Source organism: Fictibacillus sp. 26RED30 (assembly GCF_015903845.1).
Taxonomy (GTDB): domain Bacteria; phylum Bacillota; class Bacilli; order Bacillales; family Fictibacillaceae; genus Fictibacillus; species Fictibacillus phosphorivorans.
In genome coordinates, this window is the sequence record NZ_JACZDV010000001.1 from 2,033,182 (window position 1) to 2,059,472 (window position 26,291).

General features: G+C 38.2%; 33 protein-coding genes and 1 other annotated feature. Of the genes, 13 read left to right on the forward strand and 20 right to left on the reverse strand.

The window, feature by feature from the left end:
• Positions 1 to 58 precede the first annotated feature (58 nt).
• Positions 59 to 1,819 carry a UbiD family decarboxylase gene (locus tag IHV11_RS10410; RefSeq protein WP_197194554.1) on the forward strand — a complete coding sequence of 587 codons (1,761 nt, stop codon included), beginning with the start codon at positions 59 to 61 and terminating at the stop codon, positions 1,817 to 1,819.
• 129 nt (positions 1,820 to 1,948) lie between these two features.
• Complete coding sequence (locus IHV11_RS10415; protein WP_197194555.1) at positions 1,949 to 2,488, forward strand: HD domain-containing protein; 540 nt, start codon at positions 1,949 to 1,951, stop codon at positions 2,486 to 2,488.
• A gap of 40 nt (positions 2,489 to 2,528) precedes the next feature.
• Here IHV11_RS10415 and IHV11_RS10420 read toward each other — a convergent pair whose 3' ends face one another.
• The 6 genes from IHV11_RS10420 to IHV11_RS10445 all read right to left on the reverse strand — a co-directional run bounded on the left by IHV11_RS10420 (position 2,529) and on the right by IHV11_RS10445 (position 9,419).
• Entirely contained in the window at positions 2,529 to 3,380 is an 852-nt protein-coding gene (locus IHV11_RS10420; RefSeq protein WP_197194556.1) for a DegV family protein, read from the reverse strand.
• Between the two features lie 130 nt (positions 3,381 to 3,510).
• Entirely contained in the window at positions 3,511 to 4,509 is a 999-nt protein-coding gene (locus IHV11_RS10425; RefSeq protein ID WP_197127529.1) for an ABC transporter ATP-binding protein, read from the reverse strand.
• Positions 4,509 to 5,528 (reverse strand): ABC transporter ATP-binding protein, encoded by a 1,020-nt coding sequence (locus IHV11_RS10430; protein WP_197194557.1) that lies wholly within the window; start codon positions 5,526 to 5,528, stop codon positions 4,509 to 4,511. The genes IHV11_RS10425 and IHV11_RS10430 overlap by 1 nt, the downstream gene beginning before the upstream one ends.
• Before the next feature lie 16 nt (positions 5,529 to 5,544).
• Positions 5,545 to 6,567: an oligopeptide ABC transporter permease gene (gene opp3C, locus IHV11_RS10435; RefSeq protein ID WP_197127527.1), complete on the reverse strand. Its 1,023-nt coding sequence runs from the start codon at positions 6,565 to 6,567 to the stop codon at positions 5,545 to 5,547.
• Positions 6,567 to 7,496, reverse strand: coding sequence for an oligopeptide ABC transporter permease (opp3b, locus tag IHV11_RS10440; protein ID WP_197127526.1), 930 nt, complete (start codon positions 7,494 to 7,496; stop codon positions 6,567 to 6,569). Before opp3b ends, opp3C begins: the two co-directional genes overlap by 1 nt.
• A gap of 240 nt (positions 7,497 to 7,736) precedes the next feature.
• Entirely contained in the window at positions 7,737 to 9,419 is a 1,683-nt protein-coding gene (locus IHV11_RS10445) for a peptide ABC transporter substrate-binding protein (protein ID WP_197194558.1), read from the reverse strand.
• Positions 9,420 to 9,850: 431 nt separating this feature from the next.
• Here IHV11_RS10445 and IHV11_RS10450 point away from each other — a divergent pair, with 431 nt between their 5' ends.
• Both IHV11_RS10450 and trpS read left to right on the forward strand, forming a co-directional pair.
• Positions 9,851 to 10,222 carry a DUF3899 domain-containing protein gene (locus tag IHV11_RS10450; protein WP_197194559.1) on the forward strand — a complete coding sequence of 124 codons (372 nt, stop codon included), beginning with the start codon at positions 9,851 to 9,853 and terminating at the stop codon, positions 10,220 to 10,222.
• 26 nt (positions 10,223 to 10,248) lie between these two features.
• Positions 10,249 to 10,499 (forward strand) — a binding site (T-box leader).
• A 58-nt stretch (positions 10,500 to 10,557) separates the two neighbouring features.
• Positions 10,558 to 11,547: a tryptophan--tRNA ligase gene (trpS, locus tag IHV11_RS10455; RefSeq protein WP_197191277.1), complete on the forward strand. Its 990-nt coding sequence runs from the start codon at positions 10,558 to 10,560 to the stop codon at positions 11,545 to 11,547.
• A gap of 103 nt (positions 11,548 to 11,650) precedes the next feature.
• Here trpS and IHV11_RS10460 read toward each other — a convergent pair whose 3' ends face one another.
• From IHV11_RS10460 to IHV11_RS10470, 3 genes are all read right to left on the reverse strand, one after another.
• Positions 11,651 to 12,397 (reverse strand): YjbA family protein, encoded by a 747-nt coding sequence (locus IHV11_RS10460; protein ID WP_197127522.1) that lies wholly within the window; start codon positions 12,395 to 12,397, stop codon positions 11,651 to 11,653.
• A gap of 137 nt (positions 12,398 to 12,534) precedes the next feature.
• Positions 12,535 to 13,773: a beta-ketoacyl-ACP synthase II gene (gene fabF / locus IHV11_RS10465; RefSeq protein ID WP_144701151.1), complete on the reverse strand. Its 1,239-nt coding sequence runs from the start codon at positions 13,771 to 13,773 to the stop codon at positions 12,535 to 12,537.
• Positions 13,774 to 13,817: 44 nt separating this feature from the next.
• Complete coding sequence (locus IHV11_RS10470; RefSeq protein WP_197194560.1) at positions 13,818 to 14,750, reverse strand: beta-ketoacyl-ACP synthase III; 933 nt, start codon at positions 14,748 to 14,750, stop codon at positions 13,818 to 13,820.
• A 280-nt stretch (positions 14,751 to 15,030) separates the two neighbouring features.
• Between IHV11_RS10470 and IHV11_RS10475 the strand changes: the two genes are divergently transcribed.
• Positions 15,031 to 15,333 carry a YppG family protein gene (locus IHV11_RS10475; RefSeq protein WP_197127520.1) on the forward strand — a complete coding sequence of 101 codons (303 nt, stop codon included), beginning with the start codon at positions 15,031 to 15,033 and terminating at the stop codon, positions 15,331 to 15,333.
• A gap of 35 nt (positions 15,334 to 15,368) precedes the next feature.
• On the opposite strand, the gene IHV11_RS10480 is transcribed toward IHV11_RS10475, so the two are convergent.
• The 3 genes from IHV11_RS10480 to IHV11_RS10490 all read right to left on the reverse strand — a co-directional run bounded on the left by IHV11_RS10480 (position 15,369) and on the right by IHV11_RS10490 (position 17,656).
• Entirely contained in the window at positions 15,369 to 15,548 is a 180-nt protein-coding gene (locus IHV11_RS10480) for a ComZ family protein (RefSeq protein ID WP_197194561.1), read from the reverse strand.
• Between the two features lie 345 nt (positions 15,549 to 15,893).
• Complete coding sequence (locus tag IHV11_RS10485; protein WP_197194562.1) at positions 15,894 to 16,805, reverse strand: NAD-dependent epimerase/dehydratase family protein; 912 nt, start codon at positions 16,803 to 16,805, stop codon at positions 15,894 to 15,896.
• Between the two features lie 113 nt (positions 16,806 to 16,918).
• Positions 16,919 to 17,656, reverse strand: a complete 738-nt coding sequence (locus IHV11_RS10490; protein WP_197127517.1) for an alpha/beta hydrolase — start codon at positions 17,654 to 17,656, stop codon at positions 16,919 to 16,921.
• A gap of 393 nt (positions 17,657 to 18,049) precedes the next feature.
• Here IHV11_RS10490 and IHV11_RS10495 point away from each other — a divergent pair, with 393 nt between their 5' ends.
• On the forward strand, positions 18,050 to 18,229 hold the full coding sequence (locus IHV11_RS10495; protein ID WP_197127516.1) for a YjzD family protein: 180 nt from the start codon (positions 18,050 to 18,052) through the stop codon (positions 18,227 to 18,229).
• A 38-nt stretch (positions 18,230 to 18,267) separates the two neighbouring features.
• Here the strand turns inward: IHV11_RS10495 and IHV11_RS10500 are convergent, their stop codons facing one another.
• Together IHV11_RS10500 and IHV11_RS10505 are read right to left on the reverse strand one after the other, a co-directional pair.
• A complete protein-coding gene (locus IHV11_RS10500) occupies positions 18,268 to 18,447 on the reverse strand; it encodes a YjzC family protein (protein ID WP_137789873.1) in 180 nt (59 codons plus the stop codon).
• 90 nt (positions 18,448 to 18,537) lie between these two features.
• On the reverse strand, positions 18,538 to 18,861 hold the full coding sequence (locus IHV11_RS10505) for a hypothetical protein (RefSeq protein ID WP_197127515.1): 324 nt from the start codon (positions 18,859 to 18,861) through the stop codon (positions 18,538 to 18,540).
• A 97-nt stretch (positions 18,862 to 18,958) separates the two neighbouring features.
• On the opposite strand from IHV11_RS10505, the gene IHV11_RS10510 reads away from it, so the two are divergent.
• Entirely contained in the window at positions 18,959 to 19,252 is a 294-nt protein-coding gene (locus tag IHV11_RS10510; protein WP_197194563.1) for an HNH endonuclease, read from the forward strand.
• Positions 19,253 to 19,539: 287 nt separating this feature from the next.
• On the opposite strand, the gene moaD is transcribed toward IHV11_RS10510, so the two are convergent.
• The 4 genes from moaD to IHV11_RS10530 are packed head-to-tail and all read right to left on the reverse strand — an operon-like array spanning position 19,540 to position 22,038.
• On the reverse strand, positions 19,540 to 19,782 hold the full coding sequence (gene moaD, locus IHV11_RS10515; protein WP_231620224.1) for a molybdopterin converting factor subunit 1: 243 nt from the start codon (positions 19,780 to 19,782) through the stop codon (positions 19,540 to 19,542).
• On the reverse strand, positions 19,779 to 20,240 hold the full coding sequence (locus IHV11_RS10520; protein ID WP_197194564.1) for a molybdenum cofactor biosynthesis protein MoaE: 462 nt from the start codon (positions 20,238 to 20,240) through the stop codon (positions 19,779 to 19,781). The genes moaD and IHV11_RS10520 overlap by 4 nt, the downstream gene beginning before the upstream one ends.
• Positions 20,237 to 20,785, reverse strand: coding sequence for a molybdopterin-guanine dinucleotide biosynthesis protein B (gene mobB / locus IHV11_RS10525; protein ID WP_197194565.1), 549 nt, complete (start codon positions 20,783 to 20,785; stop codon positions 20,237 to 20,239). The genes IHV11_RS10520 and mobB overlap by 4 nt, the downstream gene beginning before the upstream one ends.
• Positions 20,725 to 22,038: a molybdopterin molybdotransferase MoeA gene (locus IHV11_RS10530; protein WP_255547341.1), complete on the reverse strand. Its 1,314-nt coding sequence runs from the start codon at positions 22,036 to 22,038 to the stop codon at positions 20,725 to 20,727. The genes mobB and IHV11_RS10530 overlap by 61 nt, the downstream gene beginning before the upstream one ends.
• Before the next feature lie 102 nt (positions 22,039 to 22,140).
• Between IHV11_RS10530 and IHV11_RS10535 the strand changes: the two genes are divergently transcribed.
• Positions 22,141 to 22,332 carry a hypothetical protein gene (locus tag IHV11_RS10535; RefSeq protein WP_153238689.1) on the forward strand — a complete coding sequence of 64 codons (192 nt, stop codon included), beginning with the start codon at positions 22,141 to 22,143 and terminating at the stop codon, positions 22,330 to 22,332.
• Between the two features lie 3 nt (positions 22,333 to 22,335).
• Here IHV11_RS10535 and IHV11_RS10540 read toward each other — a convergent pair whose 3' ends face one another.
• Positions 22,336 to 23,112 carry a prolyl oligopeptidase family serine peptidase gene (locus tag IHV11_RS10540; RefSeq protein WP_197194566.1) on the reverse strand — a complete coding sequence of 259 codons (777 nt, stop codon included), beginning with the start codon at positions 23,110 to 23,112 and terminating at the stop codon, positions 22,336 to 22,338.
• Positions 23,113 to 23,253: 141 nt separating this feature from the next.
• Here IHV11_RS10540 and IHV11_RS10545 point away from each other — a divergent pair, with 141 nt between their 5' ends.
• From IHV11_RS10545 to IHV11_RS21480, 3 genes are all read left to right on the forward strand, one after another.
• Entirely contained in the window at positions 23,254 to 24,066 is an 813-nt protein-coding gene (locus IHV11_RS10545; RefSeq protein WP_197127509.1) for a Cof-type HAD-IIB family hydrolase, read from the forward strand.
• Between the two features lie 139 nt (positions 24,067 to 24,205).
• Positions 24,206 to 24,349, forward strand: a complete 144-nt coding sequence (locus IHV11_RS10550) for a hypothetical protein (RefSeq protein WP_186320544.1) — start codon at positions 24,206 to 24,208, stop codon at positions 24,347 to 24,349.
• Positions 24,350 to 24,351: 2 nt separating this feature from the next.
• Positions 24,352 to 24,741: a DUF3813 domain-containing protein gene (locus IHV11_RS21480; protein ID WP_197194567.1), complete on the forward strand. Its 390-nt coding sequence runs from the start codon at positions 24,352 to 24,354 to the stop codon at positions 24,739 to 24,741.
• A 22-nt stretch (positions 24,742 to 24,763) separates the two neighbouring features.
• Here IHV11_RS21480 and IHV11_RS10560 read toward each other — a convergent pair whose 3' ends face one another.
• Positions 24,764 to 25,351 (reverse strand): GDSL-type esterase/lipase family protein, encoded by a 588-nt coding sequence (locus tag IHV11_RS10560; protein WP_197191284.1) that lies wholly within the window; start codon positions 25,349 to 25,351, stop codon positions 24,764 to 24,766.
• A 148-nt stretch (positions 25,352 to 25,499) separates the two neighbouring features.
• On the opposite strand from IHV11_RS10560, the gene IHV11_RS10565 reads away from it, so the two are divergent.
• Together IHV11_RS10565 and IHV11_RS10570 are read left to right on the forward strand one after the other, a co-directional pair.
• Positions 25,500 to 25,952 carry a GNAT family N-acetyltransferase gene (locus IHV11_RS10565; RefSeq protein WP_197194568.1) on the forward strand — a complete coding sequence of 151 codons (453 nt, stop codon included), beginning with the start codon at positions 25,500 to 25,502 and terminating at the stop codon, positions 25,950 to 25,952.
• 26 nt (positions 25,953 to 25,978) lie between these two features.
• Positions 25,979 to 26,239 carry a NifU N-terminal domain-containing protein gene (locus tag IHV11_RS10570; protein ID WP_197194569.1) on the forward strand — a complete coding sequence of 87 codons (261 nt, stop codon included), beginning with the start codon at positions 25,979 to 25,981 and terminating at the stop codon, positions 26,237 to 26,239.
• Positions 26,240 to 26,291 lie beyond the last annotated feature (52 nt).

Genomic DNA, 26,291 nt, shown 5'->3' on the forward strand with positions numbered 1-26,291 from the left:
ATTTCAAGTCCGAACTACTTTATAATATAAGGGTAGCATACATAATAGAGGTGTTCAAATGCATAAAAACCTTAGAACTTTCATCAACCAGTTAAGAGCTGAAAAAGAAATTGTAGAAATCCACACAGAAGTTGATCCTTATCTAGAAATCCCTGAAATCCATAGACGTGTGATCTCAGAAGAAGGACCAGCTCTTCTGTTCACAAATGTTAAAGGTAAGAATATTCCTGTTGTAACAAATCTTTTTGGAACAATAAAACGAGTAGACATGGCTTTTGGTCCAAAACCAGAGCAGTTAGTAAAAGAACTAGTAGGGTCGATCGATGAGTTAATGCCTCCCTCCCCTTCTGTCTTATGGAAGAAAAAAGGCATGATCAAAGATGTATTATCACTTGGCACGAAAGCAGTGAAAAAAAATAAAGCTCCTTTATTAGAAACTTTTACAACAAATGTTAACATGGAAGACTTGCCTGCATTAACTGGCTGGCATTTAGACAGCAATCCGTTCGTAACTCTGCCACTCGTGTATACGGAACATCCAGATAAACATGAGCATAATCTCGGTATGTACAGAATTGAGATCAAAGAGAAAAACAAAACGGGTATTCACTGGCAGATTCATAAAGGTGGAGGCTTCCATCATTATGCCGCTGAACAAAAAAACGAAGCATTACCTGTTACACTGTTTCTAGGCGGACCTCCTTCTCTAATGATTTCAGCCATCGCTCCACTTCCTGAAGCAGTTCCTGAACTTATGTTTTCTTCGATGTTAATGGGAGAGAAGTTAAGTCTTGCGCATGTTGATGGCCATCCGCATCCTTTAATTGCAGAGGCTGAGTTTGCGTTTGGTGGAGTTGTTCCACCACATGTTCGAGAACCTGAAGGACCATTCGGAGATCATTATGGCTACTATTCATGGGCACATGATTTTCCAGTATTCAATGTTGATAAGATGTGGAAGCGAAAAGATGCCATCTATCCTGCAACGGTAGTTGGAAAACCAAAACAAGAAGATTATTTCATTGGAGAATACCTCCAAAGGTTAATGAGTCCACTTTTCCCTGTTGTTATGAACGGAGTACGAGATCTTTGGACATATGCAGAAACAGGCTTTCATGCGCTCGCAGGGGCTGTTGTTCGTGAATCCTACTATAAAGAAGGTTTAGCGCACGCTTTCCGTATCATGGGTGAAGGGCAGCTGACGCTTACTAAGTTTCTGATGGTAACAAATAAGCCTGTAAACCTTCAAAATTTCGCAGAACTTGCAGAAGGGGTACTTGAGAGGTTTCTTCCTGAACGTGACCTTTTGATTATCCATGATACTTCTATGGATACACTTGATTATACCGGCCGTAAGTTCAATACAGGTTCAAAAGCAATCATGACTGGATTAGGTGAACCTGTCCGCGAACTTAAACGCACTTATGATGGTGGTACCATTTCAGGCATCCATGACGTTGGCGTATTTTGTGGTGGGTGTTTAACGGTAAGTGGACCATCATTTGAAGAAGCACCTGACTTTGCAGAAAAACTGCTTGAGAATGGTCACGACTCTTTCAAAGATTGGCCGTTAGTTTTTCTAGTTGATGATGCATCCATTGCAGCAACACAGGCTGAATTTTTGTGGACAACCTTTACACGATTTGATCCAGCTTATGATGTTTATGCAAAAAGCACGATAGACAGAAATCGTATTAAATATGAAGGTACAATTATTATTGATGCGCGAATGAAGCCATTCTATCCGGATGTGGTTGAAACTCGTGAGGATATTGATAAATTAGTGACAGATCGTTGGGATGAGTACTTTAAAAAGTAATCCTCTCTATAGCTTAGCAACAAAAGAAGAAGCGATTTCGCTTCTTTTTTTGGTTGTTTTAGTTGATAAATTGTCCAAATGGTGTTAATGTATATAACAATATACATTTTTAGAGAAAGGAGAAATCATATGCGAAATATTAGCTTACTTGATCTATATAATCATCCTCATGTTCAAAAATATGTAAAGCGGTCAGGAATGGTTCATGCCATCTCAACAGCTTATCATGCATACCGTTTGTCTCAAAAATATGATGTGAATCCTGATTTATCGACAAAGGCTGCTTTTCTTCATGATATCGGTCACTATACATGGTATAAGAATGGTCATTGGGACTATGACATGTACAAAGAAAATGATATTCATGCGATTAAAGGTGCAGAACGCGCACATCGTATATTAGTATCTTTAGGTGAAGACCGTAAAAATGCAAAGGAAATTGCTCTTGCCATCTTACTGCACACCGATTCTTATCTCCCTGCTGGCTCGCTAAACCTTAATCCGTTGCAAAAAGTTGTTGCTTTAGCTGACGAAGCAGATGAAGAACCAGGCGGAAGCCACCACTATCGTACGATTAGTGATATGAAAGCTATAACCATGATCAAAAAATTAGATGAAATGGTAGATGAATATCATGAAGAAGAAAAAGTAAAACACTCTGTTTCCTAAGAAAGGAAAAGAGTGTTTTTAACATTCTTACATATTATTTTTAGTAAGCTACAAATCCAATAGCCTTTTCACTCGAATATGTTCCGATCGTGCTTCCAAATCGAGTATAGATCACTTTTGGGAAACTAGATAATGAGAATAATTCTTCAAATTCCTTTATCACTTCATCAGTAGAAGGAAAACTATGAATGAGGTAAAGTGTTTTCTCAGGATTTTCTGCTTTCCATTCAGAAATATATTCTTTCATTTTCGAAAGACCCTTCTTACTTCCTCTAAATTTTCCAATGGTTTCAACAACACCATCAATGATTGAAATCATCGGTTTAATATTTAGCATTCCTGCGATAGCACCTTGAACAGCAGATATTCTTCCACCTTTTTTCAAGTTTTCTAACGTTTCAAGCAGTACATACGCTTTAATGCCCGACTTCGTCTTCTCTAAGTTACTCACGATTTCAGTTAAAGCTTTTCCTTCACGTGCTAATTGAATCGCTTCATTTAGTAAAATTTGCACACCACCTGAAGCGATACCGGAATCTAGAATGATCACTTTTTCTTGTTCTTCTTCAGTTAACATGCTCTTACCGATCGTAGCACTTTGAACCGTTCCACTTAAGTTAGATGAGATGCCGATGTATAGGACATCATGCCCTTTATCTACTTCTTTTTGAAAGGCTTCATAAAAAGATTGTGGAGAGGGCTGACTTGTTTTAGGAAGTTCTGGTTCCATACTCATACGTTTATAAAATTCATCTTCAGTAATGTTCACGCCATCTAAATAATGGTCTTCTCCAAATTGTACATTCAAAGGTACAACGGTTAACGAATAATCCAGTTTCTCAAGATCTATTTTAAGGTCACTTGCGCTATCTACTATAAAACTAAGGTTCATATTGTTCTACCCCATTTCTGCTTCTCGATCAATTATTAGGGATGTATAAAGAATTGTATACGCTTTACACACTTCTATTAGTTTAACATAAAAACGACCTCCTGTATTATAGGAGATCGTTTTAAATGTGTTAATTCTGTTGCTTTACAGCTTCTTCATCATAAAGGTGACATGCTACCCAATGACCTTCTCTAGCTTCTTGCCATTTAGGTTTTACTGCTGCACACACATCCATTGCATGTGGACAACGAGTACGGAAACGGCAGCCACTTGGAGGATTGATCGGACTCGGAACATCTCCCTCTAAGATGATACGTTCACGGCTTCTTTCAAGTTCAGGATCTGGAACTGGAATCGCTGATAAAAGAGCTTGTGTATACGGGTGAAGCGGCTCTTCATAAAGCTCATCACTTGTTGTTAGCTCTACGATATTACCTAGGTACATTACACCTACACGATCAGAAATATGTTTAACCATAGATAGATCATGGGCAATAAATAGGTAAGTAAGTCCACGTTCTTTTTGCAGTTCCATCATCAAGTTAACAACTTGCGCTTGAATCGATACGTCTAGAGCTGAAATCGGCTCATCGGCAATAATAAAGTCTGGATCTACGGCTAGTGCACGAGCAATACCGATACGTTGACGCTGTCCACCTGAGAATTCATGCGGGTAGCGGTTTGCGTGTTCTTTATTTAATCCTACTGTTTCAAGTAGTTCATAAACTCGATTTTCACGGTCTTTCTTTGTTTTCGCCAATCCGTGGATATCGATACCTTCAGCAATAATATCCTTAACGGTCATACGCGGATTAAGAGAAGCGTATGGATCTTGGAAGATCATTTGCATTTTGCGGTTAAATTTCTTTAATTCAGAACGAGACTTTTTATCATGAACATCATCGCCTTCGTAAAAAACTTCACCATCAGTAGCATCATATAGACGAATAATTGTACGTCCAGTTGTAGATTTACCACAACCTGACTCACCTACAAGTCCAAGTGTTTCTCCTTTATAAATATCAAAGGAAACATCATCTACAGCTTTTAGTACGCCCTTTTTTCCAGCTGGGAAATACTTTTTAAGATTTTTTACTTCTAATAATTTTTCTCTTTCTACTACTGCCATTATCGAGCACCCCCAACTAATGCCTCTTCCGGCGGTTCAACTTTTGGCGCCCGCTCATCTAATAACCAGCAAGCTGCTTTGTGAGAAGAAGATACATCTGTAGCTTCAGGCATATTCTCCAAACAAACTTCCATTGCATATGGACAACGCGCTGCAAACGGACATCCCTTTGGAGGATTCATTAGATCAGGCGGTGTTCCTGGAATCGCTAAAAGTTCTTTTGATTCTGCATTTATCTTCGGCATTGAAGCCAATAATCCCCAAGTGTACGGGTGTTTCGGCTTATAAAAGATTTCATCAACTGTTCCAGTCTCAACGATCATACCACCGTACATTACAGCTACACGTTGAGCTAAGTTAGCTACAACTCCAAGATCATGTGTGATCAGGATAATCGCTGTACCTGTTTTATCTTGTAGATCACGCATCAAGTCAAGAATCTGAGCTTGGATAGTAACATCTAGCGCTGTTGTAGGTTCATCAGCGATTAATACTTTTGGGTTACAAGATAGTGCAATTGCGATAACTACACGCTGACGCATTCCACCTGAAAATTGGTGAGGATATTCATCCACACGAAGCTCAGGATTAGGAATACCAACAAGTTTTAGTAAGTTGATAGAACGTTCTTTTGCTTCACTCTTGCTCATGTTTTGGTGCTTACGTAGACCTTCCATAATCTGTTTACCGATTGTCATCGTCGGGTTAAGAGATGTCATAGGATCTTGGAAGATCATCGAGATTTCAGCACCACGAATTTTTTCCATCTCACGTTCTGATGCTTTTGCAAGGTCTTTCCCTTGAAACTTAATCGACCCTTGCTTGATCGAACCAATTTTATTTGGTAAAAGTCTCATGATTGATTTAGATGTTACTGATTTACCTGAACCAGATTCACCAACGATAGCAAGTGATTCACCTTTATCTAATGTAAAGCTAACGCCACGAACGGCCTTAACTTCTCCCCCATACGTCTGGAAGGAGACATGTATGTTTTCTAACTCTAATAGTTTTTCCATTTATATAATCCCCTTCCTATCTTCTCATCTTAGGATCAAGCGCGTCACGAAGACCATCACCAAGAAGGTTAAAGCTGATCATCAGTATACATAATACTGAAGCAGGATAGATTGCTAAGTGAGGATAGATTCTAATGGATCTAAACCCATCCGCAATCAACGATCCTAGGGAAGCGATCGGCGGCTGAATTCCTAAACCGATAAAGCTTAAGAATGATTCAAAGAATATTGCCCCAGGAATAGTGAACGTACTTGTAACGATAATTGCACCTAGTGTGTTTGGTAATAGATGCTTAGAAATTAATCTACCATTAGTTGATCCGAGTGTTCTGGATGCTAAAACAAACTCACGATTCTTTAATGATATGATCTGTGCCCGTACGATACGTGACATACCTATCCAACCTGTAATTACTAATGCGAGTGTTATAGAGAGTATCCCTGGGTCTAGTATGATGATGAACAAGATGATTACCACCAAGTTAGGAATACCATATAAAATTTCTACGATACGCTGCATGATGTCATCTGTTCTTCCACCGTAAAATGCAGAAACCCCACCATAAACAACTCCGATAATTAATTCAATTGCTGATGCTAAAAATGCAATGTATAAAGAAATCTGCGTCCCTTTCCAAACCCTAGTCCACTGATCTCGTCCTAAGCTATCTGTACCGAACCAGAAGTAGTCATCTTTCGGAACATTCTTCATTTCATATTGATTCACATCTCTAATGTCTACACCATTTACTCCAAGAAACTCAATTTTTTCAAGCCCAGGAATTTTGGGTGGTAAGTTAGATCTCATTAGTTCTTGATCATCTATTCCATACTTTGTAAATGTAGGTGCAATCAATGAAAACACTATGATGAACACGATAGCGAAAAGGCCTAACATTGCACCTTTGTTTTGTTTAAGACGTCTAAAGGCATCTTGCCAAAAGCTTAAGCTTGGTTTAGAAATTTCTTCTGCTTTGTCTGAATTAAGATTCGCTGGGCGGAATAAATCTGGTGTTAGTTTGCGTTCTGACATACTCATTATGATTTGCCTCCTGCTACACGAATACGTGGATCAATGATGCCGTATAAGATATCTACAATTAAAATAATGGAAACGATTAAGAAACTATAAAAAATAGTAGTACCCATAATTACTGGGTAATCATTTACCGTGATAGCTTTAACAAACTGTTCTCCAATACCAGGTATCGCAAAAATATTTTCAATTACTAAAGATCCTGTAATTAGACCGATTGCCATTGGCCCGAGAATTGTTACGATAGGTATTAAACTATTTCTTACTGAGTGTTTAAATATTACAGCGGATTTGCTTACTCCTTTTGAACGTGCCATAAGGATGTAATCTGTTCCTAGTATCTCTAGCATTTCAGTACGCATGAAACGAGCTACTGTAGCAATAACTCCAACGGATAAAGAGAATGCTGGCATGATGTGGTATTCCGGACCGTTCCAGAATGCAACTGGAAGCCATCCAAGTTTAACACCTACGTAGTATTGCAAAAGTCCTGCAAATACAAACGATGGTATTGCTATTCCGAATACAGCTATAACCATAGCCCCGTAATCCAAGAATGTATTATGCCTTAACGCAGCCAAAATACCCAGCAACAGTCCGACAATAGTCCCGAACAATAACGCTTCAAAACCAACAGTAGCTGATGGTCCCATACCATTGACAATCAATGAATTGACGGTACGTCCATCAAACTGAAACGTATATCCTAAATCACCCTGTGCCAATTTCGTAATATAGTTGATGTACTGAACAGGCACCGGGTCATTTAACCCGTATTTTTCATTTAATGCGTACCTTTGAGTTTCCGTTAACTTATCTTGATTGTTAAATGGAGAACCCGGTAACAGCTTCATTAAAAAGAATGTAATCGTTGCAATGATCAGCAAAGTTAAAAGCATATATAGAATTCGCTGTGTAATATAGCGCAACATTACAAACACCTCCCCCAAATGTTTCAAGCCTTAATATTTTGAAATCTTTCTGTAATATCTATCTTAAGGGACAAAATATTTTATATCAATAGAAAATATTCTTTTTTCGACATTTTCTGATTTCTTTTTACATTATAAAAATTCCCAACTGCCCTTTTCATGGCAAAAAAGAGAGTACATGTCAGGAACACATGTACTCTCCTGAGAAAAACTATTTACTATTTTTCAATAGTACAATTATTACTGTTTACCATCGATATAGATCCACTTGTAAGAAACATCTGCACCAAATAAGTGGTTAACTACACCTTTTACATAAGGTTTACGAAGTCCAGTTACACCTCTTTGGTAAATTGGAGAGATTGCTTGATCTTCAAAAAGTACTTTTTCTGCTTCAAGCATCATATCCCAACGCTTGTTAACGTCAGTTTCTTTCTTCGCGTTATTAACTAGCTCGTCATACTTAGGGTTAGAATATTCCATTTGGTTATGAGCTCCACCAGTTACGAACATGTCGATGAAAGTCATTGGATCTTGATAGTCAGGACCCCAACCAGCATAAGAAATGTCATACTCACCTTTAGACTCTAGCTCAAGTTTTTGCTTGAACGGTTGAGCTTTAATAGAAACTTTCAAACCAGGTAGGTTCTTTTCTAATTGGTTCTTAATGTATTCTCCGTCTTTCTTAGCACCATCAGAATCATAGTTCAAGAACTCAATAGCAACTTCTTTCTTACCAATTTCTTTAAGTCCTTTTTCCCAAAGCTTTTTCGCTTCTTCAGGATCAAATTTACCAAAGTCTCCGTTCGTTTTACGGAAATCTTCGTTACCTTCAGGGCTGAACGTGAACTCACCAGGTACTAAGTAGTAAGCTGGAGTAGATCCGTTGTTAAGTAATACATCAACTAGAGCTTTTTTATCGTAAGCCATATCAATTGCCTTACGGATATTTACGTTTTTAAGTTCTTCTCTTTTTTGGTTGATACGTAGGAAGAACACAGTTGCTTCACCACGAGTGTAAAGATCTTCGTTACCTTGGAACTGATCAACAAACTCAGAGTTTAATCCAACCGTATCGACTTGACCTGTTTCATATAAGTTAACACCTGTAGCTACGTCTTTAACGATTTTTACGTTAACTTCGTCAAGCTTCACAGTGTCTTTGTCCCAATATTGATCGTTCTTCTTCATTTGCCATCCTTCGTTATGCTTCCACTCAGAAAGAACGAAAGGACCATTGTAGATCATAGTGTTAGCTTCAAGGGAGAACTTATCACCTTGAGATTTAACATATTCTTCTTTTTGCGGGTAGAACGTTGCAAATCCAGTTAGTCCTAGGAAATAAGGAGCTGGAGCTTCAAGAGTTACTTCAAGAGTCGTTTCATCAACTGCTTTAACACCTAACTCTTCTACTTTACCGTATAATGGATCACCATCAGTTTGGATCGCGTTTGCGTTCTTAACAGGTCCCATGATGTAAGCATACTCAGAAAGAGTATCTGGGTGTAATGCTTTTTGCCAAGCGTAAACGAAATCTTTCGCTACTACTTGAGAACCATCGCTCCATTTAGCGTCTGGATTTAATTTGAACGTGTAAACTGTGCCATCTTCGTTTACTTTGTGACTTTCAGCAACACCTTCAGTTGGTTGATTGTCTTTATCAAGACGATATAATCCTTCGAACACGTTGTTCATTACTTCAAATGAAACTGCATCTGTTGCTTGTGAAGAATCCATTGATGGAATCTCCGTTGAATCAACAAGATTAAGTACTTGTGGCTCATTTGGCTTTTCAGTTGCTTTCTCGCCTTCGCCGCCTTTAGAATCGCTTGCCTTGTCTTTGTCTCCGCCACTACATGCAGCTAAGAACATGCTTAGTACAAGTACTAATGTAAGAAGCAATGACCATTTTGACTTCTTCATGAGTCGACCTCCCCTTTTTATCCTGTTAAATTGTTAGCAGATAAAAGCATCAAGAATTATCAGACATTTTCATCTACAAGTTCGATTATACAAGTTTTCAAACAATTGTGCATTTATTTTTTTTAAGAGTTTTACAAAAAGCCCATTATATTTACTTTTCCTTAACAAAAAATAGGTATATATACCTATTACTAAACAGGGTTTATTTTCTGATAATTCTACAAATTTTACCAAAATTATGTGTAAACTAGCATGAATATTACATTCTCGATTTTTTGTGAGGATAAGACATGCTTCACTTTGTAAGATAATTCGTCATTTTTATATTTCATTTGTTACAATAGGAGTAAAGTCTGACGGTATAATTCAAAAAATATGTTACATTTCTTTATGTTTATGGTGTAATTCTTACTAGATGGAGGCTTCTACAGATGAACATACTTTTTAAGAGAATCCTGATCATATCAGCGTTCCCTGTCGTGATAGCATTTGGCGTTAGTTTGATATCTTCCGGACCTTTTACCCTTGAAAAATACGTAAATACTTTATTTTATTTTTCATTATCGGTTGCGCTTATTGGCATTGCTTTATACGTAGCCAAAGGTGGATTCTTTGATTTTATAACGTACAGCTTTAAAAAAGTGGCTCGATCATTATCAAGACATCCAGAGATCGATGATGTGGTTTCATTTAAGACAAACTTTCAAGTATCAGAGCGAATAAATGTCTCATATATGAAGTCGTTTTTATACAGTGGCCTTCTTTTAACTTTCATCACGATTGCCGTTGCATATCTTCTATAATTTGTGTATACTACAAAAAATAAATGTTATATGCGATGAGAAAGAAGAGTACATGATGTGAAGCTCTCAGAGAGCCTGTGGTTGGTGAGAACAGGTAGTGAATCATGATGGAATGGGCTTTTGAGCATTCTGACCGAACCTTACTAGTAGGCTCAGGCGTGTAGATGTCCGCACGATATAATGGACAGCGTATCGGTACTTTACCTGTACGTGTCAAAGAGATTTTCGGTATGTATGAAAATTATAAGGGTGGCACCGCGGTCCATTCGTCCCTTGCATGAGGCGACGAGTGGGCCTTTTTATATTGATTTTTAAAAATAAAGGAGAGATGAATCATGTCTGTAATCTTCTCAGGCATTCAGCCGAGCGGAAATTTAACGATCGGTAACTACATTGGAGCGATGAGGCATTTTGTTGAACTTCAAAATGAACATGAATGTTATTTCTGCGTTGTTAATCAGCACGCCATTACGGTGGCACAAGATCCTGTTGAATTGAAAAAAAACAGCAGAAATTTAGCTGCTTTGTATTTAGCAGCAGGAATCGATCCTGAAAAATCGACAATTTTCATTCAATCTGAAGTTCCAGCTCACACGAAAATGGGATGGATGATGCAATGTGTTACGTATATTGGTGAATTAGAGCGCATGACACAGTTCAAAGATAAATCAACTGGAAAAGAAGCTGTATCTGCTGGGTTACTAACCTATCCACCTCTTATGGCAGCAGATATCCTTCTTTATAACACGAGTATCGTTCCAGTTGGAGATGATCAAAAGCAGCATCTTGAGTTAACTCGAGATATCGCTGAACGCTTTAATAAGAAGTATCGTGAAGTCTTTGTGGTTCCAGAGCCTCGTATTGCTTCGGAAGGTGCAAGAATCATGTCACTTGTAGATCCTGAGAAAAAGATGAGCAAGTCTGATCCTAATCAAAATTCATTTATCTCTATGCTTGATGACGAATCTGTAATCTTAAAGAAGATTAAGCGTGCTACTACTGACTCAGAAGGTGTAGTTGCTTATGACAAAGAAAATAAGCCAGGCATTTCAAACCTATTAACGATCTATTCACAGTTATCAGGAGAAAGCATCAAATCGCTCGTAGAAAAGTATGAGGGCAAAGGGTATGGTGACTTTAAACAAGGTGTGGCAGAAGCTGTCATTAACGCTCTTAAACCTATCCAAGAACGTTATAAAGAATATTTAGCATCGACTGAATTAGATGACATTCTTGATTCTGGTGCAGAAAAAGCAAATCGTGTGGCGAATAAAACGTTGAACAAAGCGGAGCGAGCAATGGGATTAGCTCGTAAACGTGTTTAATTTTATCGATTTTTCGAACTCTATAAAAAATTGAACACACAAAAAAACCAGCAGAACTGATTCTTTGATCAACTGCTGGTTTTTCTTATTTTAGAAACGATACCTAGTTCACTTGTGTACCGTTCTCAAGCTCCCAGATCTTTTCAAAATACGGTTGTCCTTTTACTAGCCTCTCACACATATCCACATGTTGTTTGGACCATCCGCTTTTTAATTCACAGTATAAAGCATCCCATGCTTCGTCAAAATCCATCCTTTGAATTCTACCGTATTGCTCTGGCATCCACTCTGTACACCAATATCTCATCTCAGCGACATTTTTTGTTGAATGAAGCTGATCTAAAGCCATGAATAAGAGTTGCTTCAACTGTCTCTCTTTACGAGTTAAGCCTCGCATGCTGTCTGGATTCGGAGATAGGATGTGATATTCCTTACTTAACTGCTTCTCACTGAACGTATAGACGTTTGTCTCCGTCTGCTCTGCCATCTCAAATACTAGCTGTTCTTGTCTTGGTATGAGTCTGCTCTTACGGATTGGTATTCTATAACCCATCGTATCTATGATGAGAGATTTCTTTTCATCCGTGATGATAAAGCAATGTTCGAGTTGCACCCTTTGGTTGTTCTTTCTAACGTAAGCTTTCTGGTGTACCTCTTCAAGCAGGGAATCCGGCAGATCATTCAAATCATTCTCGATATAATGAAAGAGTGTGGATTCTATTTTAATAATGGGTACTTGATCCAATAATTCAATATAGTCGTCTTTTCTCCATTCATGAAACTCACAAACGTTATAGCCGTTCTCTTCTCCTTCAAACCAGTTGACCCAAACATCACGTAAATATAACATCTGTACCCCTCACTTCTTTGCCGATTTGTATTTAAAATCAGTATAGTCAGAGGTTGTCCTTTTTATTCTAAATTAAGGTAATTAACTCGAAGTATGCAAAACCCCGCTTTCAAAAGAAAACGGGGTTTGACAACGAATTATTCTTCTATTTTTTTAAAGACTAATGATGCATTATGTCCACCGAAACCTAGTGAGTTACTAAGAACAGCTTTCACTTCTGCCTGTCTTGCCGTATTTGGAACATAATCAAGATCGCACTCTTCATCTGGTGTTTCATAGTTAATTGTTGGAGGAAGAATACTTTCCTGAATCGCTTTTACAGAGAAGATTGCTTCAATTCCACCTGCAGCTCCTAATAAGTGGCCGGTCATTGATTTTGTAGAGCTGACCGGAATCTTATAAGCATGCTCGTTAAACACAGCTTTAATGGCCGCTGTTTCAAACTTATCGTTGTAATCCGTACTTGTACCATGCGCGTTAATGTAAGAGATTTCTTCTGGAGCTAGACCGCTATCTTCAACAGCTTGTCTCATGGCACGTGCTCCGCCTTCACCGCCTGGAGCAGGTTGAGTGATATGATAAGCATCACCTGTAGCTCCGTACCCTACGATTTCTGCGTAAATTTTAGCTCCCCGTTTTTTCGCAAATTCGTATTCTTCTAGAACTAGAATCCCAGCTCCTTCACCGATGATAAATCCAGTTCTGTCTTTATCGAACGGACGGCTAGCTGTTTTTGGATCTGGATTCGTTGATAGTGCTCCTGCTTGGCAGAATCCTGCTAGTGCCATGTCTGTGATCGGTGCTTCTGTTCCACCTGTAACCATTACATCTGCATCTCCGCGCTGGATCACTTTGAATGCATCTCCGATTGAGTTTGCACCTGATGCACAAGCCGTTACGGTACATGAGTTCATACCTTTAGCACCAATTGTAATCGAAACTTGACCAGATGCCATATCCGGAATCATCATCGGTACGAAAAATGGACTAACGCGTCTTACACCTTTCGCTTCAAAAATACGGAATTGTTCTTCATGAGTATCCATTCCACCAATACCAGAACCAATCCATACTCCTACGCGAGGTGCAATTTCTTCCGTGATATCTAAATTCGCATCTTTAACAGCCATAATAGATGCTGCTACCGCAAACTGCGTAAAACGATCCATACGGCGTGCTTCTCTTTTATCCATAAAATCTTCCGGATTAAATTCTGTTGCTTCTGCAGCAACTTTAACCGGAAACTTTTCTTTATCTCTTCTTGTAAGTGGACCTACACCACTTTGACCTTCAACAATCTTTTTCCATGTTTCTTCTACGCTGTTTCCAAGAGGTGTTACGGCTCCTAGACCGGTTACGACTACTCTCTTTTTCATTGTAAAACCAACTCTCCTTTGTACACATTGTTGTAATTGATGATTTATCGTCCCCAACGAAGCGCAACAGCACCCCAGGTTAGTCCTCCACCAAATCCAACAAGTACGATTGTATGATCTTCTTTTATTCTACCATCTTTCAGGGCTTCTTTTAATGCCATTGGTATTGAAGCAGATGATGTATTACCAAACTTGTCAATCGTCATGACCATTTTTTCTTTCGGAAGCTCTAAACGTTCTCGTGAAGCTTCCATGATTCTTATATTCGCTTGATGCGGAATTAAGAAATCAACGTCTTCTTTCGTCAAACCTGCTTTATGAACAACATTTAATGAAGTCTCACCCATCTGACGCACAGCAAATTTAAAAACTTCTCTGCCATTCATATGGATAAATTCGTCTTGGTACAAATGTTTTGCTCCTGTTCCGTCTGAACCAAGCTCAAATGAAAGGATGCCTCTACCTTCACTAACATTTGAAAGGATAGCCGCTCCAGCTCCGTCTCCGAAAAGCACAGCTGTATTACGATCTTTCCAATCTGTTATCTTAGATAGCTTTTCAGCACCAACGACTAGAACATTTTTATATGTTCCCGTTTCAATAAATTGCTTTCCTACCACCAAACCATAAATAAATCCTGCACAAGCTGCACTTACATCCATACCTACGGCATTCTTCGCACCTAGTGATTCTTGTAATTGACATGCAACTGATGGAAAAGGATTATCTGGTGTAACCGTCGCAACAACGATAAGATCAATTTCTTCTGCAGAGATGCCAGCATCTTTTATCGCTTCTTCCGCTGCATATCTAGCCATATGAGACGTTTTTACCGATTCCTCCGCAATTCTACGTTCTACGATTCCTGTTCGAGTTCGAATCCACTCGTCACTTGTATCAACAATCTTTTCCAGGTCGGAGTTCGCTAGAATTTTTTCAGGGATATAACTTCCCATCCCTATGATTCCTGCATTCATAACATTACCCCTTTGGCTTTAGTTTATTTTCAATGAAAATCTTTTCCATCGCTCCTGTTTAGGTGAGCAACTTGCCACTTCAATTTATTACTTCCTAAAAGGAAAGAAGTAATTGTAAAATCTTTATAATCAAATATTATGACCTGGTACTAATTTTATGATATCTCTTATATTTTGTCTAGTTAAAGTTCTTTTCTTTTCACCAATATAAGCCGTAGGGCATATCCTGTATGGAAGAAAAATGTAAGTTTAGTGAAATTGATATTAGGAGTGGTTCAACATGCATAATCCTCAAGCTAGACAGCAACCAATGTATCCTCCGCAGTTTCCTGGACGTTTTCCAATGGGCCAAAACCAGCAGCATATGCAGCAAGGGTTTCCACCACCTCAACATTTTGGCGGCCCTGGATTCAGAGGCATGCCGGCACCACCGTTTCATCAACCGATGCCTCGACCATTTCTACATTCTTTTCGAACGCAGGAAGGTTCTCTAGACTATAATAAAATTTTTGCTGTTATCGACCAATCAGTAAAAGTCGCACAACAGATCTCACCTATCTTTTCTGCGTTTAAGAAGAAGTAAAAAAAGCCAACCCGAGCTGGTTGGCTTTTCTTTGTTTACTTACCCTCTTCTTTTCCGAGTTCGTATGCATCGTTCATTACGTTCATCAAAAGCTGAAGCATCGGCTGCACATCCTCCATGCCAAGCTCAATTCCTTTTCTCTCTAAAAAAGCTTGTGCTTCTGGCAGATGTGACATAGCGATCTGCATAAATTTCATATTGCGTTCTGTATCCATCTTCTTAAGTTCCTCCCTTACATTATGTAAACGGCTTTTAACCCATTTTCTATTATAAAGAAAAATGTTCGGTGGATAAAACGTTTTGTGATTAATTTTCAAGCCAACTATGATTTCGATTATAGTAGCTAGGTATCCATACAATTAATTCAAGAAATTTTTGGAATAATCCTAGAAATGTGGAACTTATTCCGGCGAGTTTTTCTCATTTACTGGCGAGGTGACATACCTCGACAATGATAAACTACAAAATACCCTATCCCCCACTACGATTCATTTAGTCCGTAAACTTCCCTAAACATCTAAAAAGGTGCTCCCGAAAATCTTCAGGACCACCTTTTTTAGCTAAATCTCTTTAGAATTCGGCTTTGATTTTTTATTTCTATTTCTAAAATGCATTATTTGTTTCATGATGCCTTCTTTTATTTTCGTTTTCGCACGAAACCCGAGCTCAGTCTCCGCTTTTTCGCCTTTAATCCGCATCTTTCTTTTTTCTTTAAATGTTAATTGATCTGCTTTTAATTCTGTTAATCCTTCTAGCCATTGGTTCTGGTTGCCACTAGATATGTTATAGATCTCATTTTTCGCGGTTGATTTACCTGCCAAGAATAATGCCTCAGCTGCGTCATCAACGAACAATACGTCTTCTGTAACAGAATCTTTGGAGATCGAATCATTCCTATTCTGGTCTTGGTCCTCTATTGAAATCACCTGTTGGTACGTATGATGTTCGGGCTGTCCGGGTCCATAGACAGTAGGAAGTCTCATGATTACGAACGGAAAATCATGCTGTTCAGCAAGTTGTTTTACGATATTTTCTTCCGTTAGCTTTATTAGACCAAAAAGGGATTCTGGATTTTTTGGTGAAGATTCCAAAACATCACCTTGTCTTTTACCATATACATCATAGGAAGATACATAAATTAATTTTGTTTCACTATTAGCTAATGAAGCGACTTTTTTAAGAACGGATACGTTTCTTTGCACTTCATCTTCAATATTCGCCCACGGTGCTGTTGGTTTGACTGAGCAAGCTAGGTGGAAAATAACATCGCAGCCGTTTGTATGTGGTTGAAGATCCGTTTCATTAATATCATAAGGAAGATATTGAAATCCGGCATGACGTGCAATAAAATCAATCCGGTCTGGAGATTCTGCCATATCAATGCCGACGACGTCCACTTCTTCATCCAACAAACGGCTGCACAAATGGTAACCGATAAACCCTGCCGCTCCTGTTACAAATGCCTTTTTCATGTAAGAGCCTCCAGTCCATTTTTCTCCTCTTACTATCCTATGGTGATACTCGAGAGAATACGATACTTTTTTTGCACACAAAAACCCCATCACGTACTACGGTAATGGAGTTTCTATAACACTTTTTCATGGTTTTTAAAATATTCTTGAAAGGCCCTTGCCGGATTAAACGTAGCTTCAGGTACATGAATAGATAATGATATAGGCGCATCAATCTCTTGTCTTCTCTTCTCATATGGCCTGCTGTGTTCTTTAAAATTAAATGCAACACCGCGTGCCGCATGCCATATCTGAACCGGAGTTTTCGCTGTAAGTTGTTCTGTTTGAGGTAGTTTATCTATAAATGAATCAATATCTTCTTCCGAGTTGTAAGCAGAAATAATTTCTCTTTTCAGCCGTTTAAAGAATAACCGGTTCTGTCTTTCATGATTAAAATGATGCTGCAGGTCTATACAAGGATTTATAAATAAGGCGGAGCGAATATTTTTTTCCATATCCTCCATAAGCTGCAGTGCAACAAGTGATCCCATACCCTCTGCGATCAAATGAATATTCGGGTTTAATATTTCATGCTTCATAACATAGTGGTATAGTCGCTTTGCAAGAATGACTGCTCTCGGACTGCCCCAATGTCTTCCGTATAAGTTAGAATAAAAGATGGTATATCCTTGATTTTTGAGGGCTTGAATGAGATTTGCACGTTCAGTGTTTTGTTTCCAAAGACTTGTATGCTCATCAACATAATGACTGCAATCGCCGATGATCATGACGCCAAAACCGTTCGGCTGCTTCGGTAGGTGTATAATATTCCATTGATTGTCTATCTGGAAAGTGCGTTTGTCGATACTCACATTTCTCCCCTCGAATTCGCTTTTCTTAACCAATGTATGCAGGGGAAACAAATTAGCTAAAGTTATCTGCCTAAGAATTAAGTTCTTTTTTCAATTGTTCTAACGTTTGTTTTCCTTCAGAAGTCAAATTCTTTTCTTCTTGTTCTTCTAATGCTTTCAATTCATCCAACTTTTCTTCCATCTTTCATCCCTCCGAATATTAATGTCTGTTTTATATGTACTTTCTTCTTCGTACTCATTCCTTATCCTGTTAAGCTTGAACAATTTATGAAAATTTCTAACATTTATGGATTATTGATCGATTATTTACACAAAGAATCTTTCCCTTTATCTCAACTTTTGTTACTATACAGAAGGGTAAAGAATTCGTTTACATAAAGAGGTGAATGTGGCATGCGTTATATTTGGACGTTAATCTGGTCTTTATTATTAAGTAATATGATTTTTTATGTGCTCGTTTCAATGCAAGGCGGAACATTCGATTTCGTAACAGCTTGTATTTTTGGAGTAGTATTTACAGTCATTATTTCTATTCTTGGTGAGTTATTACCAGCAAAAAGTGAAGAAATATAAAATAAAAACCCGGGTTAGTTACCGGGTTTTTATTTTTGCTATGGCTTTCTTTTATATGTCCAAACTCTGTTATGATTCGTTGTCTCTGGAAATCGGTCACCAGCTGATAAATGGACCTGTTGCGGATCATTTACCATACTTCCTGTTTCACCAATTTCTACATACATCCCGTTATTTGGTGCTTTCTGGCCATGTTTAAAATGTTTATTTTGCCCCATACGTTGATGTACCCTCCTTTCTTCTATAGGTTACCCGCGCTTACACTGATAACTCTTGCTAAAAAAAGAAGGATTCCATCAAAATTTCCCTTAAAACGCTCCGTTTACTCCTGCCACAGCATGAAGCGGAAACATACATCGATAGATCTGATATCCTCTTACATCATATTGCGCTTCTGAGTTGCGATTTTCTTGAGCTTCTTCTACATATGGAATAGCAAAATAAACGTTTTGTTGGTCGACATATTCAATAAATCCTGTATATGTTGCACCATCCATCAACATTAATTGCACATGCTGATTTCTGTTTTTTAAGCATGTTTTATACATTTTTTTAAATGGGGATCGACCCATTCCCGCCGATTGCCCACCAAAATTTTGTGATCCTCCATACGGATATGGTTGCGGATACATATTACCCCCTCCTTCTACCACATCCTATTCAAAGGAAAAGAAGATGGTACATATATCTATAGACAGATATTCTAAGTTGAAGGGATTGTGAAAAACCTTGGAGAAAGGCACATGTGAGCTTTGTAGAAGAGAACCACTCGAATTAACCGTTCATCACCTAATACCTAAAGAAGAAGGCGGCAGATTCTCTGCCACCGCAAACCTATGTATCCCTTGTCATAAACAGATTCACTTTTTGTATACAAATTCTGAGCTAGCGTCACTATACAACACCGTTGAAAAGTTAAGAGATGCTCCAGAACTAAAAAAATTCTTAAAATGGCTGCGTAAACAGCCCTCATCAGCGTTACCTCGAATGAAAAAATCAAACCGTTTAAAGCGAAGGAGATGAAGGAATGAAGGAACTTGTAGGAAACTGTGCAATCTGCGCTAAGAATTTATATTGTGTGGACGGTTTTTTTCAAGGTCACATCGTAAATAATCAAAATCTCTGTATATCTTGTTTTAAACAAAACAAAAAGGAACCTACAGAGTGACGAGTCAGGCAGGTTCCTTCATTTTTTCTATAAGTTTTTTTGCTTTTGCATGTTTCTAGTTCTCTACATATGCAAGTTGATTTTTCGCTCCAATCAACTACTTTCAAAATAATACTTCTCGGTTTTTAACAATCACTAGTCATTAACCCCCACTAACAGGTGGTATGAAAGCAACCGTGTCCCCATCGTTTACTTGATCCGTTAAATCTACATACTCCTCATTTACAGCAACGAGTGCATTTTCGATTCCAGATAGTTTTCCGACTTGATTTTGAAGCATGTTTCTTACTTCTTCTACAGAAAGAGGAGATTTTACTTCAATAGAAACTCTTTCTGTTTCGGCTTGCTGCGCCAAATTTGCAAACAATAAGATTTTTATCATCATTTCTTCACTCCCTCTGGGTGTCCAGCAGGATAAGTTTTTGTACCTTTTTGGTTGCCTACCCACTCTTCTCCATCTGCATAATGCTCTTTTTTCCAAATGGGCACTATTTCCTTGATACGCTCAATTGCATATCGACTTGCTTCAAATGCATCTTGCCGATGAGGAGTAGATACAGCAATCGAAACCGCGATATCAGATATTTGGAGGGTTCCGATTCGATGTGTTATAGCCGTGATCGCATTCGGCCATTTTTCTTGAATCTCGATTCCGATTTTTTCAAGCTGCTTTTCTGCCATCGGTACATATGCTTCATAATGAAGAAACTTCGTTTGTTTTTCTCCAGTCATTTCCCTAACCGTACCGATAAAGACAGAAATGGCACCTGCATTGTGATGGACCACTTGATCAATGACTTCTTGATTGTTTATAGACTTCTCCGTGATATTAAATTTTTTCATGACCCACTCTCCTTGCGATGTTCTTGAATGATGTATGTTACTATACAATCCATCCACTTCTTTTCATCATCCCTTGTAAATCTGGGACTAGGACTGCCTGTTCTCTGAATTGGTGTTGCTAAAGACTTGTTCAAATGGATCGTTGCGATCACATCACGAGAATGAATCAATAGATCAATATCTTCTGCATCGTTTCGTAAAAGTACGACTCGCGGAAATTGTATATTTTTATAACCTTCTATTAGAATACAGTCCATTTCAAGGGTTTCGTATATAGCGATTGCTTTATTCAATGGTAATTCTGAATTCGTAGTCAATATTGAGTTCTCAGATGAAATCACACATGTTACATGCGCACCGGCGTTTCGATGTTGCTCTGTATCTTTTCCAGAATCATTATGGTCTACCCGAACTCCGTGACCATGATGCTTAATCACTCCTGTTTGTAGATGGAGTTCCGCCAACCTTTTGAGCAATTTTTTTATTAGTGTTGTTTTTCCACTGTTTTGATAACCGACGACTTGGAGAATAACGGGTGATTCCACGGCCATTCGCTCCCTTCGCCGTGCCATGTGATTACACCAACCTCGTTTCCTTTTTCCCAACCTCTTGTACCTCCAGGCAAAACAATTAGACAGTTTGCCTCAACTAAAGAGGAAACAGAGCTTGATTTATCAAGACCAGCAGGCGTTACGATTTTTCCACCGCCTACTTCAGTTATTACAGCTCTAACAAATCGAGTAAACGGATTAGGCTTTGGAAAATCACTCGAAAGTATTGCTTTTGTAACTGTGCAGTGTGGTTTTAACATGTTCATTCCTTTTAAAATTACAGGTCTTATAAAAAGTTCAGCTCCAACAAAGCAAGCTGACGGGTTTCCTGAAAGGCCAAAAAGCCATTTATCTTCATAACGTGCAACGGTAGTAACACTGCCTGGACGCATGGCAATTTTATTAAAAAGAACATCTGCACCAAGCTTTTTGTATACCTCTGGAAGAAAATCATAATCACCAACAGATACACCACCTGTTGTAATCAAAACATCAGTTTCTTGCAGTGCTGCTTTAATACTTTTATATAAAGAATCAAAGTTATCCTCACGATGTTGATAGAGCTTTACTTCTGCTCCCATCGCTCTAACTTGTGCTGCACACATGTATGCATTGCTGTTTCTTATTTTTCCTGGCTGCAGTTCTTCATTTACGTCGAGAAGTTCTGTTCCTGTTGAAAGAATACCTACGATAGGCCTTTTGTACACAGAAACGGTGTGATAACCAAACGTTGAGAGAATCGCTACTATTCCTGGAGTGATTTTCGTTCCTGCTCTTACTAAGAGTGTTCCATTTTGTGTGTCTTCCCCTTGAAAGGAAATGTTTTCATCCTTTTTAACAGATCGTTTTATGATGATTTGATTATCGTTAACAAGCTCTTTTACTAGTTCCAGCATGATAACTGCATCAGCACCATCCGGGATTTGTGCACCTGTCATAATGCGAACTGCTATCCCGCTCTTCACTTCACGAGTTGCAACTTGTCCTGCCCCTATCGTCTCTACAACATTTAATGTAATGGGGTTATCCAGTGATGCATGTTTCGTATCATCAGAACGAATTGCAAAACCATCATATGGTGACCGATTGAAAGGAGGAACATCATGGGTAGCTGTAAGATCCTCTGCCAATATTCGATGATCACACTCCATGATTGAAACTTTTTCAATTTCCCATAGGCGGGTGTGTTCCATGATTTTATTTACTGCCTCAGCAATAGGTAGTGGTGTTCTTTTTGTGACTGGCAAAATTCCCACTCCTTTAATTTTCAGAATATATACACTTTTCAGTTTACTTTTTTCTTTTTCTTTGTTATTATTTTTTTAAATTATGGAAAGGATGTTGATCGAATGAAGGTTTCTTATGAATATTACCACCGATCCGGCTATAAAGTAACCATAACCGACATCCCAGAAGAATTTAACGAACAGGGAGTTTGGTCCCTTCGCATCATGCATTCTCTACAAAAGCAAATTGACGAAATCGACCATATGTATCAGCCAAAAAGAACATATAGGCTTAAGCTTGAAGAAACGGGGTAATCTTTACACCGTTTCTTTTTTTACTTTCAATTGTTGTGCAATCCATTCTACTGCGTTTAAATAGGCAGCACGTGAAACTTTGTGTCCGGAGGTTTTGTCGTTCATATACACCGATGAACTATTCTTTTCGGTTAAGGTTTGTACGTAAGGTTTTGCAAACTCATATGGTATTACTGCATCAGCCTCACTATGCCAAATGAATAATGGACGGTTATTAAGCTTATCAAGATTTAATGTAAGGTCGAAATCCTTCAATGTAGAAATTGATTCTTCAAGCTCTTCTAGTGTAAGAGGAATATCGTAACCTGCCTTCTGAATTCTTTCGATCTGCCATTTAGCAAACTTTTGATGAGCTGGTGTTCCCATGAGTGCACATCCGGCACTGATCATCGGGTTATTTACGAGTGAACCGTAAGTAATGATAGCTCCCATAGAAGTTCCACCTACCGCAATTTGATCTTCCAAAACAAATTCGTTTTCTTTTGCCCAATCCATTATATTGTTCACATCTTGAATACCTTGTTGAACGATATTCCAGAAATCATACTCCATCGACTTAGGAGGGTTTGCAACGATTCGATCACCATGATGAAGTGCATCTGGTAAAATGACTCGAAAATCTTTTTCAGCTAGTGAATATGCAAAATGTAAATTATGCTCTTTTGCACTCGTATATCCGTGTATGAAAATAAAAAGCGGCAACGGTTTACCCGCATTTTCTTTTTTTTCCGCAAGTAAGAAAGGAATATCGCCGATCGTTCCTTTTTGTATACATACCATGTGTGTATCTCCTCTTTCTCTTTTTTTCCATCTTATCATGAGACATGTTTCTTTTTCATGAAAGACGCCCTGTATGAATAGACTTTTTGTAAGTAAAATAATACACTTTATATAAGCATCCTAAAAAAGGCAGGTACTTTCGTGACACAACCTTACTTAATTGCATTAGATCTTGACGGAACTTTATTAAACGATGAGAAAAAAATTCCTAGAAAAACAAAAGAACTACTTTTTCAATTGATCGATCATGGTCACCATGTTTGCATTTCTACTGGTCGTCCTTTTCGTTCTTCAAACATGTATTATGAGGAGCTAGAACTCAACACTCCCATTGTGAACTTTAATGGTGCTTTTGTTCATCACCCACATGATGCAAGTTTTGGTATTCACCATTCCCCACTTGAACTTGACGTTGCTAAACGTATCATTTCAGCCTGTGAGACGTTTAAAGTTAAGAATATTATGGTGGAGGTTCTTGATGATGTATATTTAAAAAAACCTGATGAAGTGATTGTTAATACTTTCATCATGAATGAAAATCCTCTTCAAATTGGCGACCTTCATAAAACCTTGAAAGATGACCCTACCGCAATTCTTGTTCATCCAGAGGATCATCATATTCCAGAGTTAAGAGCGATGCTTGAAAAGGAGCATGCTGAAGTTGTCGACCAAAGAGTTTGGGCAGCTCCATGGAACATTATAGAGGTTATTCGTTCTGGTATCAGCAAAGCCTCTGGCTTAGAAAAAATCGCTGCATACTACAACATTCCACAAGATCGGATTGTAGCTTTTGGCGATGAAGACAATGACTTTGAAATGATTGAATACGCAGGGCATGGAGTGGCAATGGGAAATGCGATCGATGAACTTAAATCACGAGCGAATTATGTAACCCTTACAAACGAAGAAGAAGGTATTGCTCATTACTTAAAAAATATATTAAAACTTGTTTAATCACGATAAAGATCTTCTGCTGAATGTCAGCTGGAGATCTTTTTTTCCATTTCTTTTTTAAAACGTTTGAAGCTTCTAGCTACATATTGTACTTCTTACGGTAAAAACTAAAGATACGGGAGAAAAGGAGGAATTTATAATGAGTAAAAAGAGTCGTTCCAAACGAGCAACTAAGCAAGGAGCCGATATGGTAAGTCAGGAAACAACTATGGCTTTCAGTAAAGATGAGCAACAAGATCGCAAACGTGAAAAAGAAGAAAGAAATTCATTAGGAGGCATATAACGATGGCAAACAGATTATTTCAAATCGCGAGAAATGCTGTTCAACAGGCTGTTGGAAAGGTACAACATTCCACACATGATTTAAATAACAAGATATCTAACAGTGAACATGCCCCTCATGCTGAACTTTCTGGTCATGACAAGGAAGTTGCACAGAATGCTCTTTCTTCTGCAATGGCTAATTCGTCTGATGCAGAGCGAGCTCAGTTGGCTGAGTTTCAAAAAGAATTGGATGGCCACGCTGGTGTTTCGTCTTCTGTCAATTCTATATCTGAACATGCAGATAACCAACATACAGAGTCAGGTCAGCCTCAATCTTTTACTCAAGCCACTGGCTTAAGTTTAGAAGACGCTGAAAGCTTATTGGAAGACAATCCCGATCGCCTAAAATAGAACTAGAAACAGCTTTCTCTTTTCACGGAGAAAGCTGTTTTTTTGGGAATGTAATGGCTGTCAATGTTTTGATTTTTCTTAGCACAAGTTCACTTAATTCTTCATATCCGAATTTATTAAAATGAAGACCATCATCTATCACGTATTTTTGAATGTTCTTTTCCACTAGTGTTTCGAACAAAGGTACATATGATGTTCCCTCGTGTTTCGCTACCTTTTTAACCGTTTGTGCATACTTTTTCATTCTATCATTTGTGCGTGCCATTTGCTGTTTCTCAAACACAGGAGCTGGACTGATCAATATCACTTTTTCTGCCCCAATTTTATTTACCATGTAAGTCAGGTTCTTTTCATACTCTTTTAATGGAATAAGTCTATGATCACTTGAATCATTCGCGCCAAAAAGAATAGTTACAAAATCAGGGTGATGCCTTAGAACGTCATCTTGTAGTCTAACTAGAGCAGCTCTCGTTGTTTCTGCAGGTATTCCAGCATTCATAACTACCCATTCGGTTAGTTCTTGCCTTAAACGGGAAGTTAATCTAAGTGAGCCATCTTTACTCTTTTCTTTTGAAGTGATGCTGTCTCCAAAACAAACAAGAGTCTTCATTTCTTACTCATCTCCTCTTTTAAATCTCTCTATTTAAACTATTCGAAAGAAATTACCATTTATCAAACGTCAAACTCTTATTATTTTTGTTATAATGTGTTATGTAAGCGAGATACCATATGTTTTAGAGTAATTTTGGGGGCATTGTATGAAAATATATCGTGTAACGAATGAAGCTGAATCTCATATCATTGAAGAAATTGCGCATTTATTCTTACAGCAGCGTACGATGGACGGTGAACCAGAAGACAAATCCAGAACGTTTGCTGGTATTAAGATGGCACTTGAAAACCCAGATAAAAGCGGAATTATCATTGCCGAAGAAGAAAATTCCGTGATTGGACTAGCCTTCTTCAACTTGGGAGTAAGTCTTCGTATCGGTGGACCATATCTTTGGTTAAATGAGCTTTATGTACATGAAAAACACCGTAACAGAGGAATCGCCCGTAAAATTTTGCTACACTTGATCTATTGGGCCGAAAGAGATGGCATTAAATCCATTGAACTCGAAACGGGTATCAATAACTCAGTTACGAAGCATCTGTATAATTCATTGGATTTCCATGATATCATCTCTAAAAGATATGCATTTCATTTTTAATACTATACTTTAAAGGAGTGTTTGTAATGGCAGTAGAATTTTCAATCCAACCAACACCGAATCCAAACGCAATTAAATTTGATGGTTCAGAGAAATTTTTAGAAGGCAGACTTTCTGCACGCGTAGGTGATGAATCAGATTCACCACTTGCAAAAGCACTATTATCCATTGATGGAGTAGAATCAATTTTTGGTTTTGAAAACTTTATTACAGTAAATAAAACGAACGACAGTGACTGGAACGAATTAATGCCAGAAATTCAAAAAGCACTAGAAGAGAATGCTTAAATTTTCACACCAGCCTTTATGATTAGGCTGGTTTTTTTGTTGGTATAAACTT

Coding starts and splice junctions, on each gene's coding strand:
- IHV11_RS10410 (WP_197194554.1), top strand. CDS start 59: ATGCATAAAAACCTTAGAACTTTCATCAACCAGTTAAGAGCTGAAAAA.
- IHV11_RS10415 (WP_197194555.1), top strand. CDS start 1,949: ATGCGAAATATTAGCTTACTTGATCTATATAATCATCCTCATGTTCAA.
- IHV11_RS10420 (WP_197194556.1), bottom strand. CDS start 3,380: ATGAACCTTAGTTTTATAGTAGATAGCGCAAGTGACCTTAAAATAGAT.
- IHV11_RS10425 (WP_197127529.1), bottom strand. CDS start 4,509: ATGGCAGTAGTAGAAAGAGAAAAATTATTAGAAGTAAAAAATCTTAAA.
- IHV11_RS10430 (WP_197194557.1), bottom strand. CDS start 5,528: ATGGAAAAACTATTAGAGTTAGAAAACATACATGTCTCCTTCCAGACG.
- opp3C (WP_197127527.1), bottom strand. CDS start 6,567: ATGAGTATGTCAGAACGCAAACTAACACCAGATTTATTCCGCCCAGCG.
- opp3b (WP_197127526.1), bottom strand. CDS start 7,496: ATGTTGCGCTATATTACACAGCGAATTCTATATATGCTTTTAACTTTG.
- IHV11_RS10445 (WP_197194558.1), bottom strand. CDS start 9,419: ATGAAGAAGTCAAAATGGTCATTGCTTCTTACATTAGTACTTGTACTA.
- IHV11_RS10450 (WP_197194559.1), top strand. CDS start 9,851: ATGAACATACTTTTTAAGAGAATCCTGATCATATCAGCGTTCCCTGTC.
- trpS (WP_197191277.1), top strand. CDS start 10,558: ATGTCTGTAATCTTCTCAGGCATTCAGCCGAGCGGAAATTTAACGATC.
- IHV11_RS10460 (WP_197127522.1), bottom strand. CDS start 12,397: ATGTTATATTTACGTGATGTTTGGGTCAACTGGTTTGAAGGAGAAGAG.
- fabF (WP_144701151.1), bottom strand. CDS start 13,773: ATGAAAAAGAGAGTAGTCGTAACCGGTCTAGGAGCCGTAACACCTCTT.
- IHV11_RS10470 (WP_197194560.1), bottom strand. CDS start 14,750: ATGAATGCAGGAATCATAGGGATGGGAAGTTATATCCCTGAAAAAATT.
- IHV11_RS10475 (WP_197127520.1), top strand. CDS start 15,031: ATGCATAATCCTCAAGCTAGACAGCAACCAATGTATCCTCCGCAGTTT.
- IHV11_RS10480 (WP_197194561.1), bottom strand. CDS start 15,548: ATGGATACAGAACGCAATATGAAATTTATGCAGATCGCTATGTCACAT.
- IHV11_RS10485 (WP_197194562.1), bottom strand. CDS start 16,805: ATGAAAAAGGCATTTGTAACAGGAGCGGCAGGGTTTATCGGTTACCAT.
- IHV11_RS10495 (WP_197127516.1), top strand. CDS start 18,050: ATGCGTTATATTTGGACGTTAATCTGGTCTTTATTATTAAGTAATATG.
- IHV11_RS10500 (WP_137789873.1), bottom strand. CDS start 18,447: ATGGGGCAAAATAAACATTTTAAACATGGCCAGAAAGCACCAAATAAC.
- IHV11_RS10505 (WP_197127515.1), bottom strand. CDS start 18,861: ATGTATCCGCAACCATATCCGTATGGAGGATCACAAAATTTTGGTGGG.
- moaD (WP_231620224.1), bottom strand. CDS start 19,782: ATGATGATAAAAATCTTATTGTTTGCAAATTTGGCGCAGCAAGCCGAA.
- IHV11_RS10520 (WP_197194564.1), bottom strand. CDS start 20,240: ATGAAAAAATTTAATATCACGGAGAAGTCTATAAACAATCAAGAAGTC.
- IHV11_RS10535 (WP_153238689.1), top strand. CDS start 22,141: ATGAAGGTTTCTTATGAATATTACCACCGATCCGGCTATAAAGTAACC.
- IHV11_RS10540 (WP_197194566.1), bottom strand. CDS start 23,112: ATGGTATGTATACAAAAAGGAACGATCGGCGATATTCCTTTCTTACTT.
- IHV11_RS10550 (WP_186320544.1), top strand. CDS start 24,206: ATGAGTAAAAAGAGTCGTTCCAAACGAGCAACTAAGCAAGGAGCCGAT.
- IHV11_RS21480 (WP_197194567.1), top strand. CDS start 24,352: ATGGCAAACAGATTATTTCAAATCGCGAGAAATGCTGTTCAACAGGCT.
- IHV11_RS10560 (WP_197191284.1), bottom strand. CDS start 25,351: ATGAAGACTCTTGTTTGTTTTGGAGACAGCATCACTTCAAAAGAAAAG.
- IHV11_RS10565 (WP_197194568.1), top strand. CDS start 25,500: ATGAAAATATATCGTGTAACGAATGAAGCTGAATCTCATATCATTGAA.
- IHV11_RS10570 (WP_197194569.1), top strand. CDS start 25,979: ATGGCAGTAGAATTTTCAATCCAACCAACACCGAATCCAAACGCAATT.